Genomic DNA, 13,503 nt, shown 5'->3' with positions numbered 1-13,503 from the left:
TGTCCGCCGGGCGCGGTCCCTCGACGTCAGGCGGGCACGGTCGCCAGGGCGCGGTAGATGCGCTTGTCGGAGACCGGATACGGCGTGCCGAGCGACTGGGCGAAGTAGCTGACCCGCAACTCCTCGATCATCCAGCGGACCTCGGCCAGGGTGTCCCAGCCGGGTGCGCCGGGCCGGACCGAGGCACGAGCGTCGGCGTACTCCTGCTGGACGTCCTCGATCAGCAGCAGCCGTTCCCGGTCGCGCTGGGGCGCCCCGGGCAGCTTGGCCAGCCGCTGCTCGATCGCGCGCAGGTAACGCACCAGGTCGGGCAGTCTGCGAAGCCCGGTGGCGGCCACGAACCCGGGGTACACCAGCCCGGTGAGCTGAGCCCGGATGTCGGCCACCGACCGCACCAGCAGCACATTGGTGATCGACTTGAGCTGCCGGTCGATGTCGTAGGCGAGCGACAGGATCGGCTCCAGCTGCTGCAGGATCTCGTACATCGTGTCGGGCATGTCGGCCCGCGCCTTGGTGACCAGGGCCGCGAACGCGTCGTTGTCCCAGGCCGGACCGCCCGACTCGATGATCACCTTGTCGACGGCGGTGGTGACCACGTCCTCGAGCAGTTTCGCGACGCTGCCGTGCGGGTTGCGGCTCAGCGACAGCTTCGCCTGGTTGGACAGCCGCCCCTGGAGCGACTTCAGCGGCGGCGGCGCGCCCAGCAGCACCAGCCGCCGGGTGCCGCGCCACATCGCGGTCCACTGCTCGCCGGGGCTGTCGAAGACGCCGACACCGACGCTGTCGCCCTCGTCGACGAGGGCCGGGTAGCCCTTGACGGCGTAGCCGCCTCGTTGCCGCTCCACGATCTTCGCGAGCGGGCCGATGGTCCACGCGCGCAGCCCGTGCTGCTCCATGTCGTCGGCCGCCGCGGCGACCGCGGCCTGCGCTTTGTCCCGCAGCTTTCGCTTGAGTTCGGCCAGATCCTTGCCCTCGGCGAGGGTCCTGCCCTGCTCGTCCTCGACCCGGAAGGTCATCCGCAGGTGGTCGGGCACCTTGTCGGGCTCCCAGGCCTCGCGGGCCACCACCACGCCGGTCATCGCGCGCAGCTGCCGCTCCAGTAGCGCCAGCAGCGGCTGCCCGTCGGGCTTCTGCCCGGCGAGCGCCTCCTTGACGTAGTCGGGCACGGGCACGAAGTTGCGCCGGATCGCCTTGGGCAGCGAGCGCACCAGCGCGACGGACAGCTCCTCGCGTACGCCCGGGATCTGCCAGTCGAATCCGGCCGGGGTGATCTGGTTGAGCAGCGGCAGCGGGATGTGCACGGTGACGCCGTCGGCGTTGGCGCCCGGCTCGAACTGGTAGGTCAGCGGCAGCTCGAACTCGCCCTGCTGCCAGGCGTCCGGGTAGTCGTCCTCGTCGACGCCGCCCGCGGCCTCGTTGACCAGCATCGACTTCTCGAAGCTGAGCAGGTCCGGCGTCTCGTGGCGGGCCTTCTTCCACCAGCTGTCGAAGTGGCGGCCGGAGACGATGTCGGCGGGCAGGCGCTCGTCGTAGAAGTCGAACAGGGTGCCGTCGTCGACCAGGATGTCGCGGCGGCGTACCCGGTGCTCCAGCTCCTCCACCTCGGCCAGCAGGTCGCGGTTGGCGTGGAAGAACTCGTGGTGGGTCTCCCAGTCGCCGTCGACCAGGGCGTGGCGGATGAACAGCTCCCGGGACAGCGCCGGGTCGATGCGGCCGAAGTTGACCTTCCGCTTGGCGACGATGGGGATGCCGTAGAGGGTCACCTTCTCGTACGCCAGCACCGCGGCCTGCTTCTTCTCCCAGTGCGGCTCGCTGTACTGCCGCTTCACCAGGTGCTCGGCCAGGCTCTCGGCCCACTCGGGCTCGATCTTCGCGGCGATGCGGCCCCAGAGGCGCGAGGTCTCGACCAGCTCGGCCGCCATGACCCACTTGGGCGACTTCTTGAACAGCGACGAGCCCGGGAACAGCGAGAACCGCGCGTTGCGGGCGCCGATGAAGTCGCGCTTCTCCGGGTCGTACATGCCGATGTGCGACAGCAGTCCGGCCAGCAGCGCCTGATGCATCCGCTGCGGGTCGGCCGGCACCGTGTTCAGTGTGAAGCCCATGCCCTTGACGACCTGGCGGAGCTGCGACTCCAGGTCCTGCCACTCCCGGATGCGCAGGTAGTGCAGGAAGTCGGTCTTGCACGTGCGCCGGAACTGGTTGGAGGACAGTTCCTGCTGCTGCTCCTTGATCCAGTTCCACAGGTTGAGGAACGCGACGAAGTCGGAGTCCTTGTCGGCGAAGCGGGCGTGCTTCTCACCCGCGGCCTGCTGCTTGTCCGCCAGGCGCTCGCGCGGGTCCTGGATGGACAGCGCCGCCGTGATGATCAGCACCTCGCGCAGGCAGCCGTTGCGGTCGGCCTCCAGGACCATGCGGCCCAGGCGCGGATCGACGGGCAACTGGGCCAGCTTGCGGCCGAGCGGGGTGAGCTTGCCGGGCTCGCCGCGCACCGGGGCCTCCAGCGCACCCAGCTCGTGCAGCAGGTCGAGGCCGTCGGCGATGTTGCGGCGGTCCGGCGGGTCGATGAACGGGAACGCGGCGATGTCGCCGAGCCCCAGCGAGATCATCTGCAGGATGACCGAGGCCAGGTTGGTACGCAGGATCTCCGGCTCGGTGAACTCCGGCCGCCCGATGAAGTCCGCCTCGTCGTACAGGCGGATCGCGATGCCGTCCGACAGGCGCCCGCAGCGGCCCTTGCGCTGGTTGGCCGAGGCCTGCGAGACCGCCTCGATCGGCAGCCGCTGCACCTTGAGCCGGTTGCTGTAGCGGGAGATGCGGGCCGTGCCCGGGTCGACCACGTACTTGATGCCCGGCACGGTCAGCGACGTCTCGGCGACGTTGGTCGCGAGCACGATGCGCCGCCCGGTGTGCTGCTGGAAGACCTTGTGCTGCTCGGCGGTGGACAGCCGGGCGTACAGCGGCAGGATCTCGGTGTGCCGCAGGTTGCGTTTGCGCAGCGCCTCCGCGGTGTCGCGGATCTCCCGCTCACCGCTGAGGAAGACCAGCACGTCCCCTGGCGCTTCCATGGCCAGCTCGTCGACGGCGTCGGAGATGGCCTGGATCTGGTCGCGCTCCTCGTCGCCGTCCTCCTCGTCGCCCTCGACGACGAGCGGCCGGTAGCGGACCTCGACCGGGTACGTCCGGCCGGACACCTCGACGATCGGGGCGGGCTCCGGCTCGCCGCCGACGACGGCCGTCGAGAAGTGCGCGGCGAAGCGCTCCGGGTCGATGGTCGCCGAGGTGATGATCACCTTGAGGTCGGGCCGCTTCGGGAGCAGCTGCCTGAGGTAGCCGAGGATGAAGTCGATGTTGAGGCTGCGCTCGTGCGCCTCGTCGATGATCAGCGTGTCGTACATCGAGAGCATCCGGTCGTGCTGGATCTCTGCCAGCAGGATGCCGTCGGTCATCAGCTTGATCATCGTCTGGTCGCCGACGTGGTCGGTGAACCGCACCTTCCAGCCGACCACGCCGCCGAGCGGGGTCGCCAGCTCCTCGGCGATGCGCTCGGCGACCGTACGCGCGGCCAACCGGCGCGGCTGGGTATGGCCGATCAGCCCGCGCACGCCGCGGCCCAGCTCCAGGCAGATCTTCGGGATCTGGGTGGTCTTGCCGGAGCCCGTCTCGCCCGCGACGATCACGACCTGGTGGCCGCGGATCGCGTCGGCGATGTCGTCGCGCTTCTGGCTGACCGGCAGCTCGGCCGGATAGGTGACCGCGGGCACCCCGGCGACCCGCAGTGCGAGCTTCTCCTCGGCGGTCACCACGGCCGCAGTGATCTGCGCCACGGTGGCGTCCAGCGCCGGTCCGGGCTTGGCCCGGCGTACGCCGTCGAGGCGCCGGCCGAGCCTGCGGCGATCCTGCGCCATCAGCTCGTCGACGCGTTTACGCAGCTCGGTGAGCTGGCTGGGGTTGCGGGGCGGCCTGTTGCGGAGCGGCGCGGACTCGGACTGCGATGTCATGACGGGCCCCAGGATATGTCGCCGACCTCCCCTGCCGACCAGCGGTTTTCACCTGGCGCCCGGTCACAGCCCGGCGAGCAGCGCCACCACCTCGTCGGCACACCCCCAGGACAGCGTCACCCCGCACCCGGAGTGCCCGTAGTTGTGGATCACCGTACGGTCCCCGGAGCGGTCCACCTCGACCCGCACCCCGGAGACGCGGTTGGGGCGCAGACCCACCCGGCCGCCCCGCACGGTGGCCCCCGCCAGCCGGGGCTCGATGGCGGCGCAGCGCTCGATGATCGCCCGTTCCACGTCCGGCTCGCGCCGGAGTTCGACGCGATCGTCCGGGTGGCCGACGGCGATGCCGCCCAGCACCACATGATCACCGTGGGGCAGGAAGTAGGTCAGGTCGCCGTGGTCGGCGGAGTCCTGGAAGAACCAGTCGATCCCGGGGTTGTCGACGACCACCAGCTGGCCCCGGGTGGCCTGCAGGTCGGGATCCTTGGTCAGGTCCCGGGCGCCCAGCCCGGTGCAGTTGATCAGGACGCCGGGCGCCTGCACCTCGGCGAAGCCGAGCAGCGGCCGGGCGAGTTCGGTCACGGTGACCCCGAGCGCCTCCAGCCGGGCGCTGAGGTATCTCAGATAGACCGGCATGTCGATGAGGGGGATGGTGTGCCACCAGCCCACCACGAAGCCCGCGGGCAACTCTGATCTGTCGCAAAGTTGATAGTCACTAAGAGCAGTCGCCCAGTCCGGCGGGTCCACGGGATCGGGCGACGCCTCCATGCCCCGCACGAACCGCACACCGCATCCGCCCTGCGGCGCGATGCGCTCGAACTCACGCAGCGTGGCGCTGCTCCAATCCACCACCCGGTCGTCCTCGACCATGTACGGACCCCAGCTCGCACCGGCGAGAGCCGAGGTGGTCTGCGCCGGCCGCTTCGCTGCGACCACCCGAACCCGCACACCCGCCTCCGCCAGGCGGACGGCCGTGGTGAGACCGGATACGCCCGCCCCGATGACGACCGCTTCTTGCCGTGAAGGAGCCACCATTTGATTAGATTAACTTACATCAAGCAATGTAAGGACTGCCTTTCGTGCAATGAGTGACGCTCCGTGATTGAGATCAGACGCTCGGTCTATTGTGTCCTTCAGGCGTCTTGCCACGCCCAACGAGCATGGAGTGAAATCAGTCGATCACTTTTGTCACGGGGCGGGAGTGCGCATTGGCCACCACCAGGGAGGCGACCACGGTCGTCATCGGCGAGGTACACACCGCACTGCTGCAGCACTCCACCGCGGTCACCCCCGGCACCGGCGCCGAACTGCTCGCCCTGACTGTCGGGGAACGAGTGCGCCGGTCGGAGCGGCCGATCGGATACGCCGTGTCCCCTCCGCAGCTGACCGGGGTCGACTGCGACCTGCCCGCGGTGTCCGGCACCGGCCGGCACTCCGGCGTGACGCGGGTGCGCGCGGTCGGCACGATCACGTCCAGTGCCGTGCTCACCGGCGGGCACGTGTTGCAGGGCTCGGCGTACGCCACGGTCGTGCCGGGCCACGGCCACCGACGCCGGCCGTGGTCGCACTACCTCTCCCGCCCCGGCGTCCTGGAACTGCTCGGCAAGTCCGAGCACCTCGACATCGCCGGCGGCCACCTGCACGGCGGCGGCCGGCACACCGACCTGCTCGACCTGGGGGCGATCGGCAGCCGGGTCATCGACCAGGTCCAGGCGTCGCCGCGGATCGATCGGGCGGCGCCGTTCCGGTCCGCGCGCACCGGCCTGCGCTGGGCCGTCGCCGACGGCGGGGCCGTCGAGTTCCGCCTCGTCGACGGCACCACCCGCACCGCACGGCTGCCCCGCATCGGCACGGACGCGCCGGCCGCCGCCGTCCTGTGTGAAGACATCGCCCTGCACGACTGGCTGCTCACGACACTGTTGTCGCTGGTCGGCCGAACCCCCGCCGGCACGGCGGGGCGGCAGCAGGTGATCGAGCGGCTCGCGCCGGCTCTGGACTACCTGCTGCACCTGTGGATGCCCGCGGCCCGTGTCGACGTCGTGTGGGAGCCGATCTGGCACGGCCTCGAGCAGCGTCCAGGCATGACCCGACAGTGGCAGACGAACGTCGACCGGGTGCGCGACCAGCTGGCGCTGGCCGTGATCGAGGCATCCGCCCGGCGTGCGTGACAGGGGGACCCATGGCCGACCGCAACCCACCCGGCAACCGCACACCGACCAAGATCCTGATCAGCCTCGCCTTCTTCTGCATCACCTTCGTCGCGACCTGGTTGTTCGAGGTGCTCGGCACGCAGCCGATGGTCCTGGTCGGCTTCGGCGCCTCACTCTTCGTCGCCGGCGTGGCCTTCGTGGTGCAGTTCCTCTACGACGTCGAGAAGCGGCTCGACACGATGGAGGAGGAGCTGGAACGGCACTCGAGGGTGAACGAGGCGCGCATCGACGAGGGCTTCCAGAAGATCAACGCGGCGACGAAGCTGTTCGGCCTGGTCGAGGCCTCGGCGCTGAAGACCGACGCCATCACCCAGCTCGTCGGCAACTCGGTGCGCATCAAGCCCAACCCGCAGCTCGTGTTCGACCTCGCGCAGACCGAGATCCAGCGACTGTCGGAGATGCTCAAGACGCTGGGCGACTCGGGCGACCTCACCTACGACGGCGAGGATCGCGACTGGCTGCTCGGCCTCACCAAACACGTCAACCACTCACTCGACGCGATCAGCACGACGCTCGACGTCGGCGGACAGGACTACTTCGACGGGAGCCTGTGGCAGAGCGATCTCGGCCAGCGTTACCTCGAGGCGCAGCGCGACGCCGTACGGCGCAACGTCCGCGTGCGTCGCATCTTCATCCTGGACCGCCCCGAGTTGCGCGAGGACATCAACTTCCGGCGGGTGGTGGGCATGCACGACGACATCAAGATCGAGGTACGCGCGCTCGACCCGACCCTGTTCCCCCGCCAGTTCATCCCGCCGATCTTCGACTTCATCATCTTCGACGGTTCCGTCAGCTACCAGACGTCGCCGTCGGCGCCCGTCACCGAGCCGAGCCGAGCCACGATCGCGAGCACCCAGCTCATCACCAACCAGTCGAAGGTGCAGCGCAACATCGACCGCTTCAACGACCTCTGGAAGATCGCCACACCGATCATCTGAGGGGCGCGGACGCGCCGTTGACGAAGGCGTAGTCGATCCGGTCGAGGATGTCCGCGGACAGCGCCCGGCCCTCGTCCGCCGCGCGTGCGATCGCCAGGCCGTTGACCGCCGGGTCGACCGAGACCTGGTCGAGGATGGCCCGGACCGCTCCCTCGATCGGAAGGAAACGGGTGCTGAGCGCGGAGAAGGTGCGGTAGGCGAAGAACGGGCGTGCGTCCGGCCGCAGCCTGAGCACCGGCGGCAGCTCCTGCCACGTGGCCCCGAGCGGGTCCGAGGGATGCTGCGGCACCGCCACCGCCTGCCCCTCGTGCCGTAGCAGGCCGAGCCGCAGCAGTTGCCACACGGCCGCCAGCATCGGGCACGACCAGCGGCGCTCGCCCCGCGGCGCGTCCCACAACTCCACGTCCATGAAGATCGAATGGTTGTTCGGCAGGTTCTGGCGAGGCGGCCGCCAGGGCTCGACGGCCTCCATCGCCTCGGCGACGAGCGCGTGCGGTGACCGCTCGCCGTTGCTCAGCCAGCCGGTCTCGGTGACGGGCGGGCGGCTGCCGTTCGCCTGCCGCGGCGGTTCGGCCACCAGGCGGCCCTCGACCAGCCGGGCCGGCTCGACGTCACCCGCGCTCGCGCAGGCCGACTCCCGCGCCAGGTAGTCGATGACCAGATTCGACTCCGCCGCCGCCCGCTGGAGCAGCGGCACCAGCTCGGCCGGCGAACCGAACGGTGAGAAGTAGTCGTCCACCAGGAAGCAGGTGCTGATCCGCGCCTTGGGACCCCACTGCGCACGGCACACCTCCTCGGCAGCCTGTGCCCATGGCCTGACCCTGGCGAACAGCTCCACCAGGCGGCGGTATCCCGCCTTGAAGTCCTCCATGTAGAGGTGCCCGAGCTCGATGGAAAGATGCGACAGCGGCACCTCGTCGAGCTTCGGGGTGGCCGCACTCTCCTGGAACACGATCTCCAGGTCGGTCACGCGCCCTCCCAGACAGCGTCGTCGGTGAGCAGCTTCGCAATGCTGTCGAAGGCCTCCACCGTCGCCGTGTTGGCGATCTGCTTGGTCACCGTGTCCGCGTCGGAGATCAGCTGCTCCCGCAACTGGAGCACCGGCTCGAGCGGCACCGAGCCGAGCGTCACCGCGTGGCCCATCCGCTCGGTGCCCGCCAGGCGCTGCAGCTCGCTGTTGTACGCCTCGAACCACTCCATCTGCGCCGGACGCAGCCCGGAGAGCTGCTCCGAACTGGGGTCGACCACCGCGGTGCGGACGAACCTGACGGCTCGGCGCAACCGCTCCGGGTCGTGCCCGCGGGCCGCCCCCATCTCGACGATCCCCCGGTCGCCGTAGACGAGCCCGGACGCGGCGATGATGTGCTGGCGCGTCCACCGGTGGAACACCAGCCAGCGGGTCACCACCCCGCGCAGCTGCGGTGCGGCCAGCGCGGCCAGCACGATGTCGGTGGCGTACGACCGCCCGGAGCTCAGGTCCACCAGGGTGATGTCGAACTCCTCCTCCATCCGCAGCATCAGCCGTACACACCGCTCGACGATCGCCGGGTCGGCGGCGAACTCGGCCCCGCCGCTGTCCCCCGGGATCAGGCAGAGCTGCCCGGCACCGTCCGGCCGGCCGCGCAGGCTCAGCCGGTCCGACTCGCCCCAGACGTCGACCCGCAGCGGCCAGGACACCTTGTTGCGCAGGTAGGAGTGGAGCCCGTTGGCACGGGTGCCGCGCGCCAGATCGGCGATCGCGAAGATCGCTCCGGCGGTCGGCGAGCCGAAGTCGAAGTCCAGGTAGCAGACGTCGCTGCCCTGCAGCGACCGGCGGTAGATGAGGTTGCTGCTGGTCACCGACCTCCCGGTGCCGCCCTTGTCCGAGGTCGCGAAGACGAGCATGGTCAGGACGCTCCCGTCACGTCGCGCCGTGCCTCCGTCAGACTGTCCAGCTCCCGCAAGACGTCGAGCACCAGAGCGACCGTGGTGCCCGGCCGCTCGACCGTGATCTCACGGGCATGCCGCAGCCGGGTGCGCAGCGCCTGCATCGCGTTGCGCATGTTGAGCCCGGTCTCGGCCGAACCGACGAGTTGCTGTTTGTCGAACAGGTGCTCGGCCTCGGCCAGCAGCTCCCCGGCGAAGCCCAGCAGCTCGTCGCTGCGCAGCGGATCGGTGCGGGCGAGATCTGCCGCGAACACCAGGCTCTCCACCACCCGCACCGTGTGGTGCCAGCTCAGTCGGCTGGTATCGACGTCGGAGAGCTCGAGGACGCCCGCTGCTGTCGGGGCGAACGCCCCGGCCGGCTGGTCCCAGAGGCCCCGGCTGCGCCCATGCGGGATGCGACGTTTGAGCAGGTGCTCCCAGATCTCGTCGGCCAGCGTCAGCAGCTGCCCCCGCAGTTGGACGTCGCTGAGGTTCCGCGCGATGCGGATGGTCCGCTTGAGCAGCAGCGGCGCGAAGTCGGCGGCGACCCAGTTCAGCAGCGGCCCCTCCGTCGGCCCGTCCAGCCCGATGGCCACACCGGGATGGTGCAGCGCAAGCGCCGTGTCGGCGGCGATGGGGCGGCGGGTGATCCGGGCCCGGTTGGCGAGTTCGGAGAGGATGCGTCCGAGGCGGCCCAGGTCGGCGTCGCTGTCCCGATCCTCCAGCAGGCCCCGGGTGGCGATCGAGGTCACCAGGAGGCTGAAGTAGTCCGACTCGTCACCGTCGGTGGTGCGCCAGGGCAGGTCCTCCAGTGGCCAGCGGCCGGCGCCGAAACTCGCGATGACCGACCAGTAGTTCTGCGTCAGCTCCCAGCGCAGCTGCAGTGCCGCCGCCAGTCGCAGCTGCTCGTCGTCGAGCAGGCGCAGCAGGCGGGTGCGGGCGGAGAACAGGTCGGCGATGCCGTCGAGCGCCTGCACGGTGAAGTAGAGGTAAGGCGCGTCATAGGCGTATCCCGCCCGCTGGGTGCCGGAGCTGTCGACGAAGTCGACCTGCGGTGCGCCGCGGATGATGCCCCACGACCAACCGCACTCGAACAGCTGGTCGGGCGACTCCAGGTTGTTGAGCTGCTCGATGCCCACGGTCAGGTCGCGCAGACCGGCGATGGTCGGGCGCAGCGCCTCGCGCAGGTCGGTGACCAGCCGATTGTCCGAGAGGTTGGACTGGTTGATCGTCCGGATCAGGTGCTGGCCATGGGTGCCCGCGGCTTCGTAGGTGAACACGGTGAAGCTGCGCAGCAGGCCCACCATCGCCTCGGTGAGGCGCTTGCCCGCCAGGCTCACCAGCTCGTCCAGCTCGTCCTGCTGATGCTGCTGGTAGCTGCCGGGTGCCAGCGAGTTGCGGTAGACGCCGACGAAGCCCAGCGTCGCCAGGGTGAGGGTGATCGACAGGGCGAAGGACTCGACGACGTCCAGCGAGACCTGGTCCTCCGCCAGCTCTTCGGCGGGATCCCGGGCGGCCAGATACGAGCCGCCGGGGAAGATCGGCCGGCCGTCACCGTCGGAATATTTGCGGTGATATTCGATGAGGGCCTTGACCAGCACCTGCGGAATGCGCAGCTTGTTGCCGAACGCCTCCATCGCCTTGGCGACGTCGTCCTCGGTCTGGTCCGGCTGGTCCAGCCGGAAACGCGGGATCTCCGTCGCGGGCAGCATGACGCACAGCAACTGCTCGGCGTCCTTGATCGAATCCCACCGGTTGTCGCCGCCCCACACCCACTCGCCGTCGACGTAGGAGTTGCGGGCCGCGGCCCGCCAGATCTCCAGCAGCTGTTGACGTGGTTGGATCTTCATGGCCGCCCGTCCGCCGTTCCGTCAGCTGAGTGCGACTCCCGTCGCGAGGATCATGCCGCCGTAACCACGGCGCAGCGGTTTCTTCGTCTCCACCAGGTCGATGTCGATGACATCGCACACCACCGATAGACAGTCTTTCACGTCGGTAATGTCCACGGCAACGGCCGGGAACTGAGTCTTGTCCACTTTGTAGCCCTTGGAATCGGCCATGAAAGCGGCCGCGAAAGGAGCACCCGGCTTGAGCGCCCGGCCGAAGCATTCGACGGCCCGCCAGAACTCCCTCGGGTCATAGGTGAGCGACTCCGCGACGAAGAACATGGTGCCCATGTCCCATTCGCGTTCCGGCAATCCGAAGATGCTCATCCGCTCGACCTTCGCGGCCTTGCGCATCGCCTCTCGCGGATTGGTGACGTTCTGGTAGGCGGGCAACGCCCGATAGACGTCCCAGAACTCGTCCCAATAGGTGTCGTACCGGTCGATCTGAGTGTTGAGCCAGCGCACGTTCGAGCGCGAGAACTCCCGGAGGTCGACACCCTCGCAGAACGGCAGCATCGACATCGCGGGATAGAGGTTCGCACCGCTGCCGACGTCCAGGCCGCGCCGCTGTGCGGTGGACGGCTTCAGATGCTGCTGGAAGAACTCGCCGACCCTCGTCATGATCGCGGTGTCGTCGTCACGCAGGCTCAGATAGTTGTGCGCGCAGTACCAGTCGGAGTTGAACCCATCCCAGTCGAAGTCGGCGTTGTAGCGCCGCTTGACGTCGAACGCGGGAGCGGATGTGCGGGTCGCCTTCACGGCCGCCGCCGATTTGTTCATCGTGCCCTTCGCTCCGTGGCCACAGGCGGAAGCGCGGGATGGCCACAGTTCCCGCCCGGCGAAACCCACATGTCAACGAACGTCGAGGCTGACGGTAACGCCCCGGCTCCACACACCCGCCTGAGCAGACAGCACCGAGTGGGCCGTGTCAATGGGTCGTAGGCACGAAATGCATGAATCCGCATCACAACGAACAGAGGGTTCAACGAGATGGGACGCAGGTGGTATCGAATTTCACCCGACCCGGTGGCACACAAGAACCGATCGTGAGCCCTGCTGAGCTGTCGGGACTAGCCCACGGGAACGGCGGGGCGGTGGGGCCGGTGACCCGGACCCGCCGCCCCGCCGCGACCTAGTTCAGGACCGGGCCCAGCGCGCCGATGAGCGCGTTGTCGTCGGAGTCCTGGCTGAGCTCCCACGCCATCGCGCCGCGCAGGCCGAGCAACTTGATGAGCGCAGTGCGCTCGGCCAGCGACTTCGGATCGGTGTAGACGATCGTGGTCGGTGCGGTGACGGTGCCGGTGGCCAGCACGTGCTCCGCCGCCGGGTTCCACAGGTAGGGCTCACCCGCGAGGAGGTTCCACTTGCGGGTCCACCCGTTGGCGCCGGCCCCCGCGGGGGTCAGGATGCCCGACACGTCGACCAGGTCGTGGTACGACGGCTGCGGCTTGGAGTCCCAGATCAGCGAATCGGGGTTCATGCCGGTGTTGTCGAACGCCTTGTAGAGGCCGTCGGGGTTGCGGATGTACTGCACGCCGTAGAACGGCACGCCGACGACGATCTTGCTGGCGGGCACCCCCTGGGCGAGGTAGTAGCCCACCGTGCCGACGGTGTTCCAGGTCCAGTCGTCGGCCTCGGGGTCGCGCGGGTCGCGGGTGAACAGCGTGCTCGGCCCGGCCACGGAACCGCCGGGCACGTTGAAGTCGTAGGTCATGATGTTGACCCAGTCCATCGACTTCGAGAACTCGCGCAGCTCGTAGTACTTGGTCGAGCTCTTCGCCGCGGGCAGCGCCGCGGTCAGCAGGTAGTGCTTGCCGTCGGCGCGGCCCTGTACGTCGAGCTGGCGGCGGAACTCCTGGGCCAGCAGCGTGGCGTTGTGCCGGTCCTCCGGGCCGTAGTCGACGTTGTTGTCGGCCTTGGCCGTCGGGTACTCCCAGTCCAGGTCGATGCCGTCGAAGATGCCCTTCGCGACCCCGATGCCGCCCGCGTCCTCGGGCCAGCCACCGGTCGGCAGGTTGCCCTTGATGAAGGTGTCGATGCAGGCCGCCACGAACGCCTGGCGGCGCTCCGGGGTCTTCGCAACGCTGGAGAACCAGGTCGACTTCGTCCAGCCGCCGAGCGAGATCTCGATCTTCAGGTGCGGGTTGGCCGCCTTGAGCTTGCGCAGCTGGTTGAAGTTGCCGTAGACGTTCTGGCCGGGATACGTGTCGGCGACACCGTCCACGGTGTTCTCCGGACCCCAGTAGACCTGCTGGTAGTCGGCCCAAGGGTCGAGCACGTCGCAACCGACCGCGCCGGTGGCCTGGTTGAACGTCGGCACGCCGAAGGCGTACTGGATGACGTTCAGCTTGTCGGCGGGGATGTCCTTGACGAAGTAACCCCGCCCGTAGACGGACCAGTTGGTGAAGTAGGCGGAGATCACCTTCTTCGGCGCGTCCGGCTTGGGGGCGCTGCCGGCCGCGGTGGCCGGAGCTGCCAGGAAGCCGGCGCCCAGGGCCAGGGCGACCGCCCCGGCGATGCCCGGGCGGAGCAGTGTTCTGAGCATATGCACTCCCATCGTTCG

9 protein-coding genes are annotated in these 13,503 nt (G+C 69.1%); 2 read left to right on the top strand and 7 right to left on the bottom strand.

From position 1 onward, the window contains the following. Positions 1–26: 26 nt before the first annotated feature. Positions 27–4,001 (bottom strand): ATP-dependent RNA helicase HrpA, encoded by a 3,975-nt coding sequence (gene hrpA / locus FLL47_RS19460; protein ID WP_144121937.1) that lies wholly within the window; start codon positions 3,999–4,001, stop codon positions 27–29. Positions 4,002–4,064: 63 nt separating this feature from the next. Further along, positions 4,065–5,036: an FAD-dependent oxidoreductase gene (locus FLL47_RS19455; RefSeq protein ID WP_144121936.1), complete on the bottom strand. Its 972-nt coding sequence runs from the start codon at positions 5,034–5,036 to the stop codon at positions 4,065–4,067. A 173-nt stretch (positions 5,037–5,209) separates the two neighbouring features. Between FLL47_RS19455 and FLL47_RS19450 the strand changes: the two genes are divergently transcribed. Both FLL47_RS19450 and FLL47_RS19445 read left to right on the top strand, forming a co-directional pair. Continuing rightward, on the top strand, positions 5,210–6,169 hold the full coding sequence (locus tag FLL47_RS19450; protein WP_144121935.1) for an SCO2521 family protein: 960 nt from the start codon (positions 5,210–5,212) through the stop codon (positions 6,167–6,169). A gap of 11 nt (positions 6,170–6,180) precedes the next feature. Continuing rightward, positions 6,181–7,149 carry a phosphatidylserine/phosphatidylglycerophosphate/cardiolipin synthase family protein gene (locus FLL47_RS19445; protein WP_144121934.1) on the top strand — a complete coding sequence of 323 codons (969 nt, stop codon included), beginning with the start codon at positions 6,181–6,183 and terminating at the stop codon, positions 7,147–7,149. Here FLL47_RS19445 and FLL47_RS19440 read toward each other — a convergent pair. From FLL47_RS19440 to FLL47_RS19420, 5 genes are all read right to left on the bottom strand, one after another. Then, positions 7,142–8,119 carry an SCO2522 family protein gene (locus tag FLL47_RS19440; RefSeq protein WP_144121933.1) on the bottom strand — a complete coding sequence of 326 codons (978 nt, stop codon included), beginning with the start codon at positions 8,117–8,119 and terminating at the stop codon, positions 7,142–7,144. The two genes, FLL47_RS19445 and FLL47_RS19440, sit on opposite strands and share 8 nt — an antisense overlap. Continuing rightward, a complete protein-coding gene (locus tag FLL47_RS19435) occupies positions 8,116–9,033 on the bottom strand; it encodes an SCO2523 family variant P-loop protein (protein ID WP_144121932.1) in 918 nt (305 codons plus the stop codon). The genes FLL47_RS19440 and FLL47_RS19435 overlap by 4 nt, the downstream gene beginning before the upstream one ends. Before the next feature lie 2 nt (positions 9,034–9,035). Beyond that, the gene (locus tag FLL47_RS19430) at positions 9,036–10,904 is read right to left on the bottom strand and encodes an SCO2524 family protein (RefSeq protein WP_144121931.1); all 1,869 of its coding nucleotides are present in this window, start codon (positions 10,902–10,904) and stop codon (positions 9,036–9,038) included. Positions 10,905–10,925: 21 nt separating this feature from the next. After that, positions 10,926–11,720: an SCO2525 family SAM-dependent methyltransferase gene (locus tag FLL47_RS19425; protein ID WP_144121930.1), complete on the bottom strand. Its 795-nt coding sequence runs from the start codon at positions 11,718–11,720 to the stop codon at positions 10,926–10,928. A 352-nt stretch (positions 11,721–12,072) separates the two neighbouring features. Then, positions 12,073–13,485 (bottom strand): glycoside hydrolase family 18 protein, encoded by a 1,413-nt coding sequence (locus FLL47_RS19420; protein ID WP_186315797.1) that lies wholly within the window; start codon positions 13,483–13,485, stop codon positions 12,073–12,075. Positions 13,486–13,503 lie beyond the last annotated feature (18 nt).

Source organism: Catellatospora sichuanensis (assembly GCF_007483665.1).
GTDB classification, from domain to species: domain Bacteria; phylum Actinomycetota; class Actinomycetes; order Mycobacteriales; family Micromonosporaceae; genus Catellatospora; species Catellatospora sichuanensis.
Note: the sequence above shows the minus strand (reverse complement) of the source record. Positions and strands in the feature narration are given on the sequence as shown.

Coding starts and splice junctions, on each gene's coding strand:
- FLL47_RS19435 (WP_144121932.1), bottom strand. CDS start 9,033: ATGCTCGTCTTCGCGACCTCGGACAAGGGCGGCACCGGGAGGTCGGTG.
- FLL47_RS19445 (WP_144121934.1), top strand. CDS start 6,181: ATGGCCGACCGCAACCCACCCGGCAACCGCACACCGACCAAGATCCTG.
- FLL47_RS19455 (WP_144121936.1), bottom strand. CDS start 5,036: ATGGTGGCTCCTTCACGGCAAGAAGCGGTCGTCATCGGGGCGGGCGTA.
- FLL47_RS19430 (WP_144121931.1), bottom strand. CDS start 10,904: ATGAAGATCCAACCACGTCAACAGCTGCTGGAGATCTGGCGGGCCGCG.
- FLL47_RS19420 (WP_186315797.1), bottom strand. CDS start 13,485: ATGCTCAGAACACTGCTCCGCCCGGGCATCGCCGGGGCGGTCGCCCTG.
- FLL47_RS19425 (WP_144121930.1), bottom strand. CDS start 11,720: ATGAACAAATCGGCGGCGGCCGTGAAGGCGACCCGCACATCCGCTCCC.
- hrpA (WP_144121937.1), bottom strand. CDS start 4,001: ATGACATCGCAGTCCGAGTCCGCGCCGCTCCGCAACAGGCCGCCCCGC.